At 69.0% G+C, this 15,988-nt stretch carries 17 protein-coding genes; 11 read left to right on the top strand and 6 right to left on the bottom strand.

Features of this window, described 5'->3' with window-relative positions:
* Positions 1–27 precede the first annotated feature (27 nt).
* Genes L5G33_RS16055 through L5G33_RS16035 form a run of 5 tightly spaced genes read left to right on the top strand, consistent with a single transcriptional unit; the run spans position 28 to position 5,064 of the window.
* The gene (locus L5G33_RS16055; protein ID WP_236998797.1) at positions 28–834 is read left to right on the top strand and encodes a GNAT family N-acetyltransferase; all 807 of its coding nucleotides are present in this window, start codon (positions 28–30) and stop codon (positions 832–834) included.
* Between the two features lie 5 nt (positions 835–839).
* Positions 840–1,688: a lysophospholipid acyltransferase family protein gene (locus L5G33_RS16050; protein WP_236998803.1), complete on the top strand. Its 849-nt coding sequence runs from the start codon at positions 840–842 to the stop codon at positions 1,686–1,688.
* A gap of 27 nt (positions 1,689–1,715) precedes the next feature.
* Positions 1,716–2,939, top strand: coding sequence for a cysteine desulfurase family protein (locus tag L5G33_RS16045; RefSeq protein WP_236998796.1), 1,224 nt, complete (start codon positions 1,716–1,718; stop codon positions 2,937–2,939).
* Positions 2,939–4,042 carry a tRNA 2-thiouridine(34) synthase MnmA gene (gene mnmA / locus L5G33_RS16040; RefSeq protein WP_236998795.1) on the top strand — a complete coding sequence of 368 codons (1,104 nt, stop codon included), beginning with the start codon at positions 2,939–2,941 and terminating at the stop codon, positions 4,040–4,042. The genes L5G33_RS16045 and mnmA overlap by 1 nt, the downstream gene beginning before the upstream one ends.
* A complete protein-coding gene (locus L5G33_RS16035; RefSeq protein WP_236998794.1) occupies positions 4,039–5,064 on the top strand; it encodes a uroporphyrinogen decarboxylase/cobalamine-independent methonine synthase family protein in 1,026 nt (341 codons plus the stop codon). The genes mnmA and L5G33_RS16035 overlap by 4 nt, the downstream gene beginning before the upstream one ends.
* A 39-nt stretch (positions 5,065–5,103) precedes the next feature.
* On the opposite strand, the gene L5G33_RS16030 is transcribed toward L5G33_RS16035, so the two are convergent.
* Complete coding sequence (locus tag L5G33_RS16030) at positions 5,104–5,502, bottom strand: MmcQ/YjbR family DNA-binding protein (RefSeq protein ID WP_236998793.1); 399 nt, start codon at positions 5,500–5,502, stop codon at positions 5,104–5,106.
* 44 nt (positions 5,503–5,546) lie between these two features.
* Here L5G33_RS16030 and ligA point away from each other — a divergent pair, with 44 nt between their 5' ends.
* Positions 5,547–7,637: an NAD-dependent DNA ligase LigA gene (ligA, locus tag L5G33_RS16025; protein WP_236998792.1), complete on the top strand. Its 2,091-nt coding sequence runs from the start codon at positions 5,547–5,549 to the stop codon at positions 7,635–7,637.
* Positions 7,638–7,644: 7 nt separating this feature from the next.
* Here ligA and L5G33_RS16020 read toward each other — a convergent pair whose 3' ends face one another.
* Both L5G33_RS16020 and L5G33_RS16015 read right to left on the bottom strand, forming a co-directional pair.
* On the bottom strand, positions 7,645–8,307 hold the full coding sequence (locus L5G33_RS16020) for an ACT domain-containing protein (RefSeq protein WP_236998791.1): 663 nt from the start codon (positions 8,305–8,307) through the stop codon (positions 7,645–7,647).
* Positions 8,308–8,313: 6 nt separating this feature from the next.
* A complete protein-coding gene (locus tag L5G33_RS16015) occupies positions 8,314–8,691 on the bottom strand; it encodes a YbjQ family protein (protein ID WP_236998790.1) in 378 nt (125 codons plus the stop codon).
* Between the two features lie 119 nt (positions 8,692–8,810).
* Here L5G33_RS16015 and gatC point away from each other — a divergent pair, with 119 nt between their 5' ends.
* Both gatC and gatA read left to right on the top strand, forming a co-directional pair.
* Positions 8,811–9,134: an Asp-tRNA(Asn)/Glu-tRNA(Gln) amidotransferase subunit GatC gene (gene gatC / locus L5G33_RS16010; protein WP_236998789.1), complete on the top strand. Its 324-nt coding sequence runs from the start codon at positions 8,811–8,813 to the stop codon at positions 9,132–9,134.
* Positions 9,135–10,634 (top strand): Asp-tRNA(Asn)/Glu-tRNA(Gln) amidotransferase subunit GatA, encoded by a 1,500-nt coding sequence (gene gatA, locus L5G33_RS16005; protein ID WP_236998788.1) that lies wholly within the window; start codon positions 9,135–9,137, stop codon positions 10,632–10,634. It begins immediately after the preceding gene.
* Here gatA and L5G33_RS16000 read toward each other — a convergent pair.
* Positions 10,604–11,800 carry an alpha/beta-hydrolase family protein gene (locus tag L5G33_RS16000; RefSeq protein ID WP_236998787.1) on the bottom strand — a complete coding sequence of 399 codons (1,197 nt, stop codon included), beginning with the start codon at positions 11,798–11,800 and terminating at the stop codon, positions 10,604–10,606. The two genes, gatA and L5G33_RS16000, sit on opposite strands and share 31 nt — an antisense overlap.
* Positions 11,797–12,417: a hypothetical protein gene (locus L5G33_RS15995; RefSeq protein WP_236998786.1), complete on the bottom strand. Its 621-nt coding sequence runs from the start codon at positions 12,415–12,417 to the stop codon at positions 11,797–11,799. Before L5G33_RS15995 ends, L5G33_RS16000 begins: the two co-directional genes overlap by 4 nt.
* Before the next feature lie 164 nt (positions 12,418–12,581).
* On the opposite strand from L5G33_RS15995, the gene L5G33_RS15990 reads away from it, so the two are divergent.
* The 3 genes from L5G33_RS15990 to L5G33_RS15980 all read left to right on the top strand — a co-directional run bounded on the left by L5G33_RS15990 (position 12,582) and on the right by L5G33_RS15980 (position 15,606).
* The gene (locus L5G33_RS15990) at positions 12,582–13,853 is read left to right on the top strand and encodes a sensor histidine kinase (protein ID WP_236998785.1); all 1,272 of its coding nucleotides are present in this window, start codon (positions 12,582–12,584) and stop codon (positions 13,851–13,853) included.
* 10 nt (positions 13,854–13,863) lie between these two features.
* On the top strand, positions 13,864–14,505 hold the full coding sequence (locus tag L5G33_RS15985; RefSeq protein WP_236998784.1) for a response regulator: 642 nt from the start codon (positions 13,864–13,866) through the stop codon (positions 14,503–14,505).
* 69 nt (positions 14,506–14,574) lie between these two features.
* Positions 14,575–15,606 carry a 6-phosphofructokinase gene (locus L5G33_RS15980; protein WP_236998783.1) on the top strand — a complete coding sequence of 344 codons (1,032 nt, stop codon included), beginning with the start codon at positions 14,575–14,577 and terminating at the stop codon, positions 15,604–15,606.
* Between the two features lie 26 nt (positions 15,607–15,632).
* Here L5G33_RS15980 and L5G33_RS15975 read toward each other — a convergent pair whose 3' ends face one another.
* Complete coding sequence (locus tag L5G33_RS15975) at positions 15,633–15,857, bottom strand: PspC domain-containing protein (RefSeq protein ID WP_236998782.1); 225 nt, start codon at positions 15,855–15,857, stop codon at positions 15,633–15,635.
* Positions 15,858–15,988 lie beyond the last annotated feature (131 nt).

Raw genomic sequence — 15,988 nt, 5'->3', positions numbered from 1 at the left:
GTTCCGTGCGTCTCGTTGACTGCAGTCATGACAGTGACGAGTTCGGCAAGGCGCACGGTGCTTCTGTCCGGTGGGGACTACGAAGTGGCGATCACCCACGACTCCTACGACATCGACGCGGCGCAACGCATGCGTTTCGACGTGTTCAACAACGAGCCGGGATACTCCGACTCCATCGGTGACGCGGCATCGGGCCGCGACGCAGACGTGTTCGACGAGTATTGCGACCATCTGCTGGTGCGGCACCTGAAGACCGACGCGCTCGTCGGTTGCGCTCGCGTCCTCCCGCCGCCCCGCGCGATCGCCGCGGGCGGCTGGTACTCGGCAGGCGAGTTCGACCTCGCGCAACTCGATCCGATTCGCGGCGAGACCGTCGAGATGGGGCGCGCCGTCGTCGACCCCGCACACCGCAGCGGTTCGGTCACCGCGATGCTGTGGGCCGCACTCCTCGGCTACCTGGAGGACGGCGGCTACCGGTACATGATGGGCTGCGTGTCAGTGCCACTCGACGCTCCGATCGGCCGCGGCCGAGAACTGCGCGGCATCCGTGACCTCGCCCGAGAGAAATACCGCGCGCAGTGGGAGGCGTTCCCGCGCATCCGTGTCGACGTCGACGGCCGGACGCTGGACGACCTGGAGCCTCCGCCCACGCTGCGGCTGCCCGCGCTGCTGCGCGGCTACACGCGACTCGGCGCGCGGGTGTGCGGTGAGCCGGCTTTCGACGAGGTCTTCGACGTCGGTGATTTCCTCACCGTCTTGGATCGGACGCAGGGGGAGGCGCGGTACGTCGATCGTCTGCGCGGCGCGATGGCACGGCTCAAGAGCACGGATTGACCGACGTGAACCAGTGGGTGCCCGTCAGCCCGTGCGGTGTCGACTGCGTGCCGTCGACACCGCGCGCATCGCGTCTACGGATCGGCATGCGGTGCGCCGCATTCGGCCTCGTGGCGGTCCTCGTCCTCGTCGTCGGCCTCGCCACCATCCTGCTGCCGCGTCGCGCCCGGCACGGCTACTGGCGGGCAAGCGCGCGGCTGACTCTGGCGTCGATGGGCGTGCGTCTGGACGTCGACGACCGTCGCCCCCGCCAGGCGAGGCGCGTGCGCGGAGCGTTGATCGTCGCCAACCACATCTCCTTCCTCGACATCGTGGCGATCGCCGCCGTCGCCCCCGCGCGGTTCGTCGCCAAACGAGAGGTGCTGCAGATGTCGGGGTTCGGCTACGTGGCGAGACTGTTCGGCGTGCTGCCGCACGTGCGCGGCGACCTGCGCAGGCTCGCCCCGATGATCGCGCGGGTGGGCGAGATCCTCGACCGCGGCCGAGCGGTCGCGGTGTTCCCCGAAGGCACCACCTGGTGCGGCGGTGCGGCGGGACGGTTCCGTCCGGCGTTCTTCCAGGCAGCCGTCGATGCGGGCGTGCCGGTCCTGCCGCTCCGGTTGGCGTACGCCGAAGCCGGTCGGCCGGCGACGCTCGCCGGATTCATCGGTGACGACACAGTGGGGTCCACCTTCACCCGCATCGTGGCGGCACGCGATCTCACGGTGACGGTCACGGTGTTCGCGCTGCAACTTCCGGTGCCCGACCGGAGAGTGCTCGCGGACGTCTGTGAGGAGCGAATCACCGGACTCGAGCGAGGGCCGGCCACCTGGTCCGGCACCGGCGCGGCGAGGCCGAGGATTTTCTCCCGGTGACTCCCCGCGGCTATCGTGGGACGAGTCATGCCCACACCCCGCCCTTCCGTCTACCTCGACAACGCCGCGTCGACCGCTCTGGTCCCTGCGGCCGCCGAGGCGATGGCTGCGGCCTGGGCTCTTCCCGGGAACGCGTCGTCGCTGCACGGCTCCGGACGGCGAGCGCGCCGCATCCTCGAGGAGTCGCGCGAGTCGATCGCCCGTGACCTGGGAGCACGCCCGTCCGAAGTGATCGTGACCGGCGGCGGCACCGAGGCGGACAACCTCGCGCTCAAGGGGATCTACGCCGCGCGACGGCGTGAGGACGGCCGCCGACGCAAGGTCGTGGTGTCCGCGGTGGAGCATCACGCGGTCCTCGATCCCGCGCAGTGGCTGGCCGACGAGGCAGGCGCCGAACTAGTCGTGTTGCCGGTCGACGAGGCCGGCACGGTGCGTCTCGACGTGCTGCGCGCTCTCTTGGCCGACGACGCCGAGTCGGTCGCGGTGATCTCGGTCATGTGGGCGAACAACGAGGTCGGCACGATCGAGCCGGTGACCGAGGTCGCCGCGCTCGGCGCAGAATACGGTGTGCCCGTTCATTCGGACGCGATCGCCGCAGTCGGACACGTCCCCGTCGATTTCGCGGCGAGCGGCCTGTCAGCGATGAGTGTGGCCGCACACAAGTTCGGCGGTCCGCAGGGCGTCGGGGCACTTCTGCTGCGGCGTGATGTCGCGTGCACGCCATTGCTGCACGGCGGTGGGCACGAACGGGACGTCCGATCGGGCACGCAGGACGTCCCGGGAGTGGCGGGGATGGCTGCGGCGCTGCGCGAGGCCGTCTCGCGTCGGGACGAGCACACCGCGCAGGTCATCAACCTGCGGGACCGGTTGATCGCCGTGCTCACCGCAGGCGGTCACGCGCGCGTCAACGGTGCGCTGGGTACGGGCGCCGGCGGGTCACTCCCCGGCATCGTGCACGTCTCTTTCGACGGCTGCGAAGGCGACTCGCTGCTCATGCTTCTCGATGCCAAGGGCGTCGAGTGCTCCACCGGGTCGGCCTGTACAGCGGGCGTCGCGGCGGCGAGCCACGTGCTGCTGGCCATGGGCATGGACAAGGCGACGGCGCGCGGTTCGCTGCGCTTCTCACTCGCCCACGACAACAACGACGATGATGTGACCGCGGTGGCGCAGGTGATCGACGAGGTCACCGAGCGGGCGCGGGCGGCCGGGACGCTGTCGGTGTCCGGGGCGCCGACAGGAGGGGCACGGTAATGCGAGTACTTGCGGCGATGAGCGGCGGCGTCGATTCGGCGGTGGCTGCCGCGCGCGCGGTCGAGGCCGGCCACGACGTGGTCGGAGTTCACCTGGCGCTGTCGACGGCACCGGGCGCACTGCGCACGGGTTCACGGGGCTGCTGCTCGCGCGAGGACGCCGACGACGCGCGCCGTGCCGCGGACGTTCTCGGCATCCCGTTCTACGTGTGGGACTTCGCGGATCGATTCAAAGAGGACGTGATCGACGAGTTCGTCGCGTCGTACGCTGCAGGGGAGACCCCGAATCCGTGCCTGTCGTGCAACGAGAAGATCAAGTTCTCGGCGCTCGCCGAACGCGCGCAGGCTCTCGGCTTCGACGCGTTGGCCACCGGGCATTACGCGCGGTTGGCGAACGGTGAGTTGCGCCGGGCGGTGGACGCCGACAAAGACCAGTCGTACGTCCTGGCGGTCCTCGACCACGAGCAGCTCGACCGGGCGATGTTCCCGATCGGCGACACCCCGAAACCACAGATCCGCGAAGAGGCCGAACGCCGGGGTCTCGCCGTAGCGAACAAGCCGGACTCGCACGACATCTGCTTCATCCCGTCCGGCGACACCCGGGCATTCCTGGGCGCCCGGATCGGCGTCCGACCCGGCGCGGTCGTCGATTCGTCGACCGGCGAGAAACTCGCCGACCACGACGGCGTCCACGGATTCACGATCGGCCAACGCAAGGGGCTCGGCATCGAGGCTCCCGCGGCCGACGGCGCTCCGCGATATGTGACGGGGATCGACCCGGATTCGGGAACCGTCACCGTCGGCACCGCCGTCGATCTCGACGTGTCGGCGATGACCGCGGTCAAAGCCGTGTGGACGTCGGGGACGACTCCGGACGGACCAGTCGAGTGCACGGTGCAGGTACGCGCGCACGGTGGTCTGGCGCCTGCGGTCGCCACACCGATCGAGGTGGACGGGCGACCGGCGATGCGGATCGAGCTGCGCACCCCGCTGCGCGGTGTGGCACGCGGCCAGGCAGCGGTCCTGTACGCAGCCGACGGCGCCAACGGCGACCTGGTGGTCGGCTGTGCCCGGATCGCGGACACGGTCGAGGCCACCAGGTGACCGGTCGCGTCGAGGGCATGCCCTCGGGGCTGGGCACCGGGATCGGGCCCATGCCGGGAGCGGACCCGGCCGAAGCGGTCCGCATGGTCTCCGGCGAGACCGACTTCGCGTTCCTACCGGAGTTGCCCGCCCGCGGCGTGGGCGCCGACTCGGTCGGGCGCACAGGCGCCGTGTTGATCGACATGCCGTTCGAGGTGGTGCACGACGCCTACCGGATGACGTCGCGTTCCGGTTCGGTGATGCGGCGCGCTCGGGACTTCCTGGCGCGCGACCTCGACGCGGTGGAGGCGCACTGGGACGAGGCGGGACTGATCGGCACCGGTCGTCTCCTGAAAGTGCAGCTGTGCGGTCCGTTCACCTACGGCGCGCGGGTCGAACTGCGCAACGGGCACAAGGTGGTCCGCGACAAGGGTGCTCGACGCGATGTCGTCGCGTCGATGGCGGACGGGCTGGCGGACCACGTCCGGGAGGTGGAGCGTCGCCTCGGCGCTCAGGTCATCGTCCAATTGGACGAGCCGGACTTGGAGCGAGTGCTGGATGGAAGTGTCACGCCGTTGACGAGGCTCGACCCGATACCGCCGGTTCCTGCGCCGCTGATCGCCCAGCGACTCGAGGAGATGGCTGCGGTGATCGGTCGTCCGATGATCCTGCACGGCGGCGATCGACCGCATTCGGAACTGTGCTCGATGCTCGACTCGTACGCGGTGACCGTCGACTTCTCACACCCGCTTCCCGACGGCGAGAAAGACCAGTTGGGCGTGTACCTCGACCAGGGCGGCATCATGCTCGTCGGCGTGGTCCCGCCGTCGCGTCCGCTCGTCGCGCCGCGTGCCGAGGAGATCGCCCAGCGGATGGCCGTCCTGATCGACGAGATCGGTCTTCCTCGAACTGTGCTGCGCGACAACGTCATCGTCACGCCGCACACCGGCCTCGCTGAGGCGTCGCCCGAGTGGGCGGCCGCCGCGCTGCGGATCGCGTCGCGGACGTCCGAGTTGATGGCGCAGGACCCGGACGCCCTGTAGCACGAGGCCCGGTATTGCGAGGCCCTATGTTGCGAGGCCCTATCCGGCGTCGAGTGCCGCGACTGCGCGTTTCGGGGCGATCTGCCGGAACGATGCGTCGAGAAGTTCGGTGACCTCGTTCCAGTCGTCGGCGGTGTCGTGGCGGGCGAGGTCGATGCCCAGCCAGCCGTAGGCTCCGACGTACGCGGGCACGAAGAAACGGTCGTCCTGTACGAGAGCTTCGCGTTCCCCGGGATCCGGGACGAACAGGAGCGCGTTACTCAGCGGCGATTTCGTCTCGCCCTTGCGGGAGCCGCCATATATGGCGAACATCTTGCCGCACCGGAATGTCGGCCGACCGTGTGCGATCTTCTCGGTGGTTTCGGGGAATGCGAGGGCGCGTCGCCGGACCTGCGTGAGGATCTCGTCGGCGTCGTCGAACATGACCGGATGCGGCATTCCGCCAGAATACCGGTGTCGTAGGCCTGCGATAATCTAAATGCGTGACTGATCCCCAGGCTCCTGAACCGCAGGCCCGAGACGCCGATTCTGATGACGCAGCCCGGCAGTGGTCCGAGCTCGCAGACGAAGTCCGTGGGCACCAGTTCCGCTACTACGTGCAGGATGCGCCGGTCGTCAGCGACGGCGAGTTCGACGAGTTGTTCCAGCGACTGATCAGCCTCGAATCGGCGCACCCCGAACTGGCCGTAGCCGACTCGCCGACCAAGCTCGTCGGGGGTGGCTTCTCGACCGACTTCACGTCGGTCGATCACCTCGAGCGGATGATGTCGCTCGACAATGTCTTCGACGCCGACGAGATGCGGGCCTGGGTGTCGCGCACCGAAGCCGACGCCGGCCAGGGCATCGACTTCCTGTGCGAACTCAAGATCGACGGCGTCGCACTGGCGCTGGTCTACGAGAACGGTGCGCTGGTGCGCGGTGTGACGCGTGGCGACGGACGGACCGGCGAAGACGTCACCCTGAACGCGCGCACCATCGTCGGTGTGCCGCATCAGCTGACCGGAACCGCTGAGCGTCCGGTCCCGGCACTGCTCGAAGTCCGCGGCGAGGTCTACTTCCGGCTCGAGGACTTCGCGACGCTCAATGCGTCGCTGGTCGCCGACGGCAAGCCGCCGTTCGCGAACCCGCGCAACTCGGCGGCTGGCTCGCTCCGGCAGAAGAATCCGCAGGTCACCGCGAAGCGTAATCTCCGGATGATCTGCCACGGCATCGGCCGGATCGACGGTTGGCGACCGGAGTCGCTGCACGACGCCTACCTGGCGCTCGCCGAGTGGGGGCTCCCGGTGTCCGCGCACACGCGGAAGGTGACTGGAGCCGACGACGTGCTCGCGGCGGTCGACTACTGGGGCGAGAACCGACACTCGCCGGAGCTCGACCACGAGATCGACGGACTCGTCGTGAAAGTCGACGACGTGACCCTGCAGCGCCGCCTGGGCGCGACCTCACGCGCGCCGCGCTGGGCCATCGCTTACAAGTACCCGCCCGAAGAGGTCACGACGAAGCTGCTCGACATCCTGGTCGGCGTCGGGCGGACCGGACGTGTCACACCGTGGGCGCAGATGGAGCCGGTCACCGTCGCCGGTTCGACGGTGTCGCGTGCGACGCTTCACAACGGTTTCGAGGTGGAGCGCAAGGGCGTTCTCATCGGCGACACGATCACGATCCGTAAGGCGGGTGACGTGATCCCCGAAGTGCTCGGTCCCGTCGTCGACCTGCGAGACGGCACCGAACGGGCCTTCGTGATGCCGACCGACTGCCCGGAGTGCGGCACCGCGCTGGCACCTGCGCGAGAGGGCGACAAGGACATCCGCTGCCCGAATCAGCGCACGTGTCCCGGGCAGCTCCGTGAGCGACTGTTCTACCTCGCGGGCCGCGGTGCGTTCGACATCGAAGCGCTGGGATACGAGGGCGCACAGTCGCTGTTGTCGAGCGGTGTCCTCACTGATGAGGGCGACCTCTTCTCGTTGACCGAGGACGATCTCCTCAAGACCGGGCTGTACACGACGAAGGGCGGCGCGCTGTCGGCCAACGGGCGACGCTTCCTGGAGAATCTCGACAAAGCCAAGCAGGTCCCGCTGTGGCGGGTACTGGTCGCCCTGTCGATCCGTCACTGCGGACCGACGCCGTCGCGGGCCGTCGCCACCGAGTTCGGGTCGCTCGAGCGGATAGCGAACGCCTCCGTCGACGAGCTCGCGAACGTCGACGGACTGGGCCCGACGCGCGCACAGAGCATCCACGACTGGTTCACCATCGACTGGCATCGCGACATCGTCGCGAAGTGGCGTGCCGCGGGAGTCTCGATGGTCGACGAACGCGACGAATCGATCGAGCGCACGCTGGACGGGAAGAGCATCGTCGTCACCGGGTCACTCGTCGACTTCACCCGTGACGGCGCGAAGGAGGCGATCATCGCGCGCGGCGGCAAGGCCTCCGGATCGGTGTCGAAGAAGACCGACTATGTGGTCGTCGGTGACTCGCCCGGCAGCAAAGCGGACAAGGCTGAGCAGCTCGGTGTGCCGGTCCTTGACGAAGACGCGTTCAAGACGCTGTTGGCGACCGGCCGCGCCGAGTGACCGGGCGCTAGGTCGAGGGTGCGTCGACGACAGTGGAGATGATCCCGGTCAGGTAGCCGAGGCGGGCGACCTCCGACGGGCGGAACTCGGGGCCGCCGGTACGGCCCAACAGCAGTGCTTTGGCGCCGTCGCCCATCGGCGCGGCCGCCAACGTCGTGTCCATGTCGCGCCAGACGTCCGGCATCCAGCCGTTGTCGGACCCGAACCCGGCGGCAGCGTCGAGCGGAAGCCAATCGGCCTGCTCCAACGGGGTCTCGGGTGCGCCCGAACTCGCGAACAGGGTGAGCACGTCGATACCGGGTTTCGCGACGACCATCGCCCACGACGCGCGGAGCACGCGCGGCGAATGATCGACGAGCACTTGCAGCCGGTCGGGGCCGCCGGTGGCGACGACGTCGATCAACTCCAGTTCCTGATGGGTATCGAGCACATCGGAGAACGGGCGCAACGATTCGACGCGTACGTCGTGCACGTTCTGCGCGGCGGTGATGAGTGTGTCGGGCAGCGACGTCGGAGGCAGTTCGACGACGATGTCGTCGATCGCGTAGCCCTCACCGCGTTCGATCACTTCGAGCGACCTGATGTCTGCGCCGACCGCACCCAGCTCGACGGCGAGCATGCCGAGACTGCCGGGTCGGTCGGACAGGCGCAGACGGAGTAGGAACGACACCGCCGACTACTGCTGCGGCGGGAGCGGCGCGACCGGCTGGCTCGGCACCGGCGGACCGCCCGCCAACGCACTCACCCCGACCGCGGTCCCGTACGCGCAGACTTCGACGCCACCGCCGCCCGCGTACTCGGTGGTCTCGAACCGGAACGCGAGAACGGCGTTCGCGCCGCGGCCCTGCGCCTCGGCGGCCAACCTGCTCAACGCCTCCTGGCGGCACTCGTGAAGAAGCGTAGTGATGCCGCGTAACTCGCCGCCCGCCAAAGATTTCAGACCAGCACCGATGTTCGACCCGATGTGGCGGGACCGGACCGTGAGGCCGAAGCACTCGCCGAAGACGTGCTCGATCCGGTATCCGGGAAGTTCGTTGGTGGTGACGATGATCATGCCCATCACGCTACGTCGCCCGCGCCGCCGAGGCCACCGCAAATCCGTCCGGGGCTCTCCCATATCCTGGACGGTGCCCATCCCAGGGTCCACCCCGCAGGCGAGAAAGGTACTTCGCGATGCCAACCGAATCGGAGTCCGCACCCTCACCGGCGATCAGCCGAGACGAGGTCGCGCACCTTGCCCGGCTGTCGCGTCTCGCGTTGACCGACGCTGAACTCGATCAGTATGCAGACCAGCTCGACTCGATCCTGACCCACGTCGCGCAGGTCGCCGAGGTGGCCGCCGACGACGTGCCGCCGACAGCTCACCCGGCCGACCTGCAGAATGTGCTGCGGCCCGATGTCGTCGTCCCCGGTCTCACACCGGAGCAGGCGCTGTCGGGTGCGCCCGCCGTCGAACAGGACCGTTTCGCCGTACCGCAGATCCTCGGGGAGGAATAAGTGACCGAGACCAGCACCCGCGCCGCCGGGGAGATCACCGGGCTGTCGGCAGCCGATCTGGGCGCGAAGATCGCGTCCCGCGAGCTGTCGTCAGTCGAGGTGACCCAGGCACACCTGGACCGGATCGCCGAGATCGACGACCAGCTCGGAGCGTTTCTGCATGTCGGGGCGGCTGAAGCGCTCGACGCGGCCCGCGCCGCTGACGAGGCGATCGCCGCCGGGCAGGCGCCGAGCGGGTTGACCGGTGTGCCGATCGCACTCAAGGACGTCTTCACGACGACAGACGCGCCGACCACGTGTGGTTCCAAGATCCTCGAAGGGTGGGTCTCGCCGTACGATGCGACCCTGACCCGTCGGCTCCGTGAGGCCGGCCTCCCGATCCTCGGCAAGACCAACATGGACGAGTTCGCGATGGGCAGTTCCACCGAGAACTCCGCCTACCAGGTGACCCGCAACCCGTGGGACGTCGACCGGATCCCGGGCGGTTCCGGCGGTGGCAGCGCGGCCGCGCTCGCGTCGCACCAGGCTCCGCTCGCGATCGGCACCGACACCGGTGGCTCGATCCGCCAGCCCGCCGCGGTCACCGCGACCGTCGGAGTGAAGCCGACGTACGGGACCGTCTCGCGCTACGGACTCGTCGCGTGCGCGTCGTCGCTCGATCAGGGCGGCCCGTGCGGTCGCACCGTGCTCGACACCGCGCTCCTGCACGAAGTGATCGCCGGACACGATCCGCGCGATTCGACGTCGATCGACGCGCCGATACCCGACGTCGTCGCGGCGGCCCGCGAAGGCGCGAACCGCGACCTGACGGGAGTCCGTATCGGCGTCGTCAAACAGCTGCAGGGCGACGGCTATCAGGCGGGCGTCCTCGAATCGTTCCAGCAGGCGTGTGCGACGCTCACCTCGCTGGGCGCGACAATCGTCGAGGTCGACTGTCCGAGCTTCTCGTACGCGCTCGGCGCGTACTACCTGATCCTGCCGTCCGAGGTGTCGAGCAACCTCGCGCGCTTCGACGCGATGCGGTACGGCATGCGTGTCGGCGACGACGGCACGCACAGCGCCGACGAGGTCATGGCGCTCACCCGCGCCGCCGGATTCGGTCCGGAAGTCAAGCGCCGCATCATGATCGGCACTTACGCCTTGAGTTCGGGCTACTACGACGCCTACTACGGTCAGGCGCAGAAGGTGCGCACGCTGATCGCGCGGGACTTCCAGAAGGCGTACCAGGACGTGGACGTCCTGATCTCGCCGACCACGCCGACGACCGCGTTCAAACTGGGCGAGAAGGTCGACGACCCGCTGGCCATGTACCTGTTCGACCTGTGCACCCTGCCGGTGAATCTGGCTGGAACAGCCGCCATGTCGGTGCCGTCGGGCACCGCGAGCGACGGCGGTGCGGTGCTGCCCGTCGGTCTGCAGATCATGGCGCCCGCCCTCGCCGACGACCGGTTGTACCGGGTCGGCGCCGCCTACGAGGCGGCGCGCGGGCCGGTTGCCTGACAGCCGCCGGGCATCTGAGTAACGGCGAGCCCCTGTTCGACACCGTAGTGGTGCCCGCTGCCGACCGGTCCGTCCAACGAGACAGCCAGGTCGAGCGCAGTCCCGACGAACGACACGACGGGTGTCCATGGCGCCCGAGCGGACGGCGTCGTACCGATGGTGCGGGTGCCGCCCGCGTGGTGGGGCGCCCGCCACAGCAGGGACGCCTGGAAGTCGGCAACCGGGTCGGTGGCGTTCGCGATGCTGACTCGTCGGGCGCACTCCGGTAGCGATTCGACGCTGCCCGCGGGAGCCCCGGACAAGACGGTCCCGGCGACGTCGACGCCGGTGCGGTCGGCCCACGCGCGGGCGGCGTCCGCGCCGATGGCGCCCAGACTCTGTCCGTACAGGTACACGTGCGGAGGATTCGGCAAGGTCGCCGACTGTTCGTCGAGTGCGCGCAGTACTGCGATCGCACTCGCGCCCGCGGTGTCCGGCGAGCGGAGGTACGCCTGCCAGGACGGAACGTTCGAGTACTGCATTGCCAGGAAGCGGACCGACCCGCCGAACCGGCTCACGAAACCGTCGACGGCGCTCGCGTCGATCCACCCGGAGCCGGTCGGCACGGCGACCACCACTGCCGTCTGATCGGGCCCGTCCGATGCCGCCCACGTGTCGACGAGTGCGCGAGCACGGTCGTCGAGCGTGTCGTCGGACAGCATCGAGTACGTCAGCCGCGGATCGTCGGGGATGTTCGGCGCGGCGGCGTTCGCCGTCGCGGCCGGTCCCGCGACGAGGGCGGTGAGGAGAGCTCCGATCGCCAACGCCCGCGCCGGAATAAGGACGACGGCACCCGCGGCTAGCAGCGGAGCCCCCGCGACCGCCGCCGCCCACCCGGGCCCGGGACTCGGTGCGCCGAGGTCCTCGCACACCCGCGTCTGCCACCAGAGCGCCGTCACCAGGAGCCCACCCGCGACGACGGCCGTCCCGACCAGAAGCTCGCGGCTCGCCGTGCGCCCGCGGGTGAACATCGAGACGAGCGCGCCCACACCCATGCCGAGGAGCGCGAACACCGCGCCTGCGACGGCGAGAAGCAGCGCGGGGCGCGGCAACTGGCCAGGCGCCAACGCCAGGGCCCACCCGGCGACGCCGCCGACGACCACCGCGGGATGCACGCGGGCGATCATCGCCGCGTCCCGATCGCCTCGACGACGCGAAGTGTCGTCGTCGACATCATGTCGCCGGTCGACTCGGACGTCGGCGTTCGCCAGTCCTGCCGCCACGAGTTGGCGGTGAGACCGCTGTCGGCGACGGCGGCTGCGACATCGCACAGCGGATTGGTGCACGAGTCGTGCATCGCGTCGACGAGCATCCCGTCGAGTGCGCGCCGTGCCCACTGTGCGACGGTCCTGCCGGTCTTTTCCCCGAAACGGAGCAGGTCGTAGCCGAAGTCGTGTGCGCGACATGCCGGTTCGAATCGTCCCGGCAGCGGAACCGGGGACGAGCACGAGCCGGTCGGGTTCACCGGCCGAGAGTCCTCCAGGACCGGGCGGTACCCCATCGTGGACTCGAATCCCGCGGGTAGGTGAGCCAGGGCGTCGGCCGGCGTCGATCCGACGAGGTCGGCGACAGCGCGGTCGACGTCGCTCACCACTGGGCCCACCCGAGGAGGGGATGCGGCGACCACTGCTGCGACGCCCGCCGCGCCGATGAAGAACAGCGCCAGAATGCTGGTCGCCAAGCCGAGGCATACACGCCGGACAGCACGCCGGACGGGACTTGCAGGAGTGGAGTTCACGGTCATGACATCACCGTCGCAACCCGCGGCACCGACCCGAATCGCCCGCGAAAGCGATTGCGGCCCCGTACGTCTCGGTGACAGACGGGGCCGTTGTCACCCCGTGGTACGGGGCGGTCTCGCTCCTGTGGGGGAGGCGCAGCCGCGTGCTTCGGCCTTACTGTCAAGACGTGAAGAGACTGTTCGGTAAGAAGCGGGCCGGCAAGAGCCGGGCCGGTAGGAGTGTGGCCGGTAGGAGCTTGGACACCGTGCGACGCGTCTCCTTCGACATGGTGCCCGACCCGACGCTGCGTCGATACCTGGGCAGCGTGTGGAACTGGGTCGCAATGGTGGCGGCCGTGACCATGACGGCGGTCACCTGGCCGAACCTCGCGATGTCGAACCCGATGCCCGCGTACCTGCTGCCGCTGTTCGCAGTGGCCGCGTCCGTGCCGATGGCGTTGATCTTCGCCGGGCCGGTCGCAGTCCGGACCGGGTGGGCGATGGTGGTGATCACCGCTTCGGTCGCCAGCCTCGTCCCGCACCCGGACACCGACTTCCCGATGCCGATCCCGATGTTCCTCGTCCTGATCGCGATGACGGTGGCGGCGTTGATCACCCAGCCGTTGGTGAGGTTGCCGCTGGTCGCCGCGATCACCGCGGGCTCATTCGCGATCGGCGTCGGGCCGGGCGCGAAGCTCGGGTGGATCTTCGCGCTGGTAGTCGCGACGATCGGGGTCGCGTTCATCCGCTACCGGTTGTCCTCGCAGAAACAGATCGAAGAACAGGCGATCGAGACCGAGACCGCGCAGGCCAGGGAAGCAGTCCTCGCCGAGCGGACCCGGATCGCGCGGGAACTCCACGACGTCGTCGCCCATCGCATGTCCATGGTGGTCGTCATGTCCCAGACCGCGAAGTACCGACTCGCCGCAGCCGAGGAACCCGAGACCGTGGGGCCTGCGACGGAAGCCGAGTTCACGGCGATCGCCGACGCCGCCCGGCAGTCACTCGACGAAGTCCGGCAGCTTCTCGGTGTCCTGCGGCCCGCGGACTCGCCGTCGACTCGGCCGGTGCAGGGCGTCGGTGACCTGCCCGACCTCATCACTCAGGTCCGGGCGGCGGGCGTCACCGTCGAGTACGCCGACCGAGTGGCCGAGTGGGGCGAACCTGGTGCGGCGGGCGCCGCCGTCTACCGGATCGTGCAGGAGTCGCTCACCAACGCCGCCCGGCACGCACCCGGTTCGAGCATCGTCGTCCGCATGGTCGACGGCGACGGTGCCGCCGTCGTGTCGATCGTCAACGGTCCGCCTGCCGATCCGAATCACGTGTCGCAGCCGGGGGGCGGGCACGGTCTCATCGGAATGGCCGAACGTGCATCGGCCGTCGGCGGCGGACTGACGTCGCAGTCGACGACCGACGGTGGGTTCGCGGTCACCGCGACGATTCCGTTGCGACGTCGATAAGGTGACTCGGGTGAGTGTGACCGTGGTGATCGCGGACGATCAAGCGATGGTGCGCGCCGGGTTCGCGGCGCTGCTCGGGGCAGCGGACGGCGTCTCCGTGCTCGGCGACGCCCAGGACGGGGTCGAGGCTGTCGACGTCTGCAAACGTCTACAGCCCGACGTCGTCCTGATGGACGTGCGGATGCCGCGCCGCGACGGGCTGTGGGCCGCGCAGCAGATCATCTCGAGTGGGTCGTCGACGCGTGTCCTCATGTTGACGACGTTCGACATCGACGACTACGTGTATTCGGCGTTGCGGATCGGTGCGTCGGGTTTCATGTTGAAGGACGCGCCCGCCGACGAACTTGTGCGCGCAGTCCGGGTGGTCGCCGCCGGTGACGCGCTCCTCGCGCCGTCGGTGACCAAACGGTTGATCGCCGATGTCACCTCACGCACGGTGAAGACCGCGTCACCCGCGGTGAACGTATTGACACCGCGCGAACGGGAAGTCCTGGAAACGGTCGCGGACGGTAAGTCGAATGCTGAGATCGCCGTCGCGCTCTTCGTGTCCGAGCAAACCGTCAAGTCACACGTCAGCAATGTGCTGACCAAGTTGGGGCTGCGCGACCGGGCGCAGGCCGTCGTCTTCGCCTACGAGAACGGACTGAAGTAGCGTCACCGCGCTGCCGGGACGGTGTACTCGTGTTGTCATAGAGTCCGACGGACAGCGAGGGAGACGACTATGGCGAGATTCGGGATTCTGACGTCCGGCGGGGACTGCCCCGGCCTCAACGCGGTGATCCGCGGAACAGTCCTGCAGGGCGAGATGGTGCACGGTCAGGAGTTCGTCGGCTACCGGGGCGGTTTCCGTGGGCTGGTCTACGGCGACGTGATGCCTCTCGAACGCAGTGTCGTCCGCGGCATCTCACAGCAGGGCGGGACGATCCTGGGGACCAGCCGATTCGGTCCGTACACCGAACCGGACGGGACGCCGGACAACATCCTCGCGCACATGCGTCGCCTGGATGTCGACGCGGTGATCGCGATCGGCGGCGACGGCACGATGGCCGCGGCCAACCGGCTGCGCGAGGACGGGGTGCCGATCGTCGGCGTGCCCAAGACGATCGACAACGATCTCGTTGCCACCGATTACACATTCGGTTTCAACACAGCCGTCGAGATCGCGACCGAGGCGGTCGACCGACTCCGCACCACCGGCAACTCTCATCAACGTTGCATGGTGTTGGAGGTGATGGGACGCCACGCAGGCTGGATCGCGATGTACGCCGGGACGGCGGGCGGCGCCCACGCGATCTTGATCCCCGAACAGTCGGAGAGCCTCGACCAGGTCTGCGAGTGGGTGGAGAGCGTCCGCGACCGCGGCCGCTCGCCGATGGTCGTCGTCGCCGAGGGGTTCACGCTGCCCGAGATGGGCGAAGCCTACTCGGACCGGGGACTCGACGGTTTCAATCGGCCCCGGCTGGGTGGGATTGGCGAGATCCTGGCACCGCTCATCGAGGAGCGGACGGGGATCGAGACGCGCGCGACCGTCCTCGGTCACATTCAGCGCGGCGGCGTCCCGTCCGCATGGGACCGTGTGCTCGGCACCAGGTTCGGCCAGGCCGTCAGCGATCTCGTCGCCGACGAGGCGTGGGGCCAGATGGTCGCGCTGCGCGGCATGGACATTGTCCGGGTCCCGTTCGCCGACGCTGTCGGCCACACCAAGACAGTCCCGCTCGACCACTACCGAGGTGCTCGCGCGATCTTCGGGTGATGTGGTCGTCCCACGGGTCGAGAACGTCAGTCCTGCGGGATTACCAGCCACAGGATCAGGTAGAGGAGCACTTGCGGACCCGGCAGGAGGATCGACGCGACGAATGCGATCCGCACCCAGGTCGAGTCGACGCCGAAGTAGTCGGCGAGACCGCCTGCGACGCCCGCGATCTTCCGGTCGGTGCGCGATCGGTGCAGTCGGCGCGGCTGTGCGGGGACGGTGGGGTCGGAGGTGTACGGGGGCAAGCTCATGGCGGGTCTTCTCCTCGTTATTCGGGGCGGTCGTTCGGGGCGCTTCGTGCGCTCCGTATGCCGTCCACGTTACGAGCGGGACCGTGATCGGGGCATCGGTGCGATCCCCGATATCGACCCCCAGATACGAT

It is taken from the genome of Gordonia liuliyuniae, assembly GCF_021738805.1.
Classification (GTDB): domain Bacteria; phylum Actinomycetota; class Actinomycetes; order Mycobacteriales; family Mycobacteriaceae; genus Gordonia; species Gordonia liuliyuniae.
Note: the sequence above shows the minus strand (reverse complement) of the source record. Positions and strands in the feature narration are given on the sequence as shown.

Coding starts and splice junctions, on each gene's coding strand:
- L5G33_RS16030 (WP_236998793.1), bottom strand. CDS start 5,502: ATGCCGCATCCGGTCATGTTCGACGACGCCGACGAGATCCTCACGCAG.
- L5G33_RS15995 (WP_236998786.1), bottom strand. CDS start 12,417: ATGACCGTGAACTCCACTCCTGCAAGTCCCGTCCGGCGTGCTGTCCGG.
- L5G33_RS15980 (WP_236998783.1), top strand. CDS start 14,575: ATGGCGAGATTCGGGATTCTGACGTCCGGCGGGGACTGCCCCGGCCTC.
- L5G33_RS16055 (WP_236998797.1), top strand. CDS start 28: ATGACAGTGACGAGTTCGGCAAGGCGCACGGTGCTTCTGTCCGGTGGG.
- gatC (WP_236998789.1), top strand. CDS start 8,811: ATGCCAACCGAATCGGAGTCCGCACCCTCACCGGCGATCAGCCGAGAC.
- mnmA (WP_236998795.1), top strand. CDS start 2,939: ATGCGAGTACTTGCGGCGATGAGCGGCGGCGTCGATTCGGCGGTGGCT.
- L5G33_RS16000 (WP_236998787.1), bottom strand. CDS start 11,800: ATGATCGCCCGCGTGCATCCCGCGGTGGTCGTCGGCGGCGTCGCCGGG.
- L5G33_RS15975 (WP_236998782.1), bottom strand. CDS start 15,857: ATGAGCTTGCCCCCGTACACCTCCGACCCCACCGTCCCCGCACAGCCG.
- L5G33_RS16015 (WP_236998790.1), bottom strand. CDS start 8,691: ATGATCATCGTCACCACCAACGAACTTCCCGGATACCGGATCGAGCAC.
- L5G33_RS16045 (WP_236998796.1), top strand. CDS start 1,716: ATGCCCACACCCCGCCCTTCCGTCTACCTCGACAACGCCGCGTCGACC.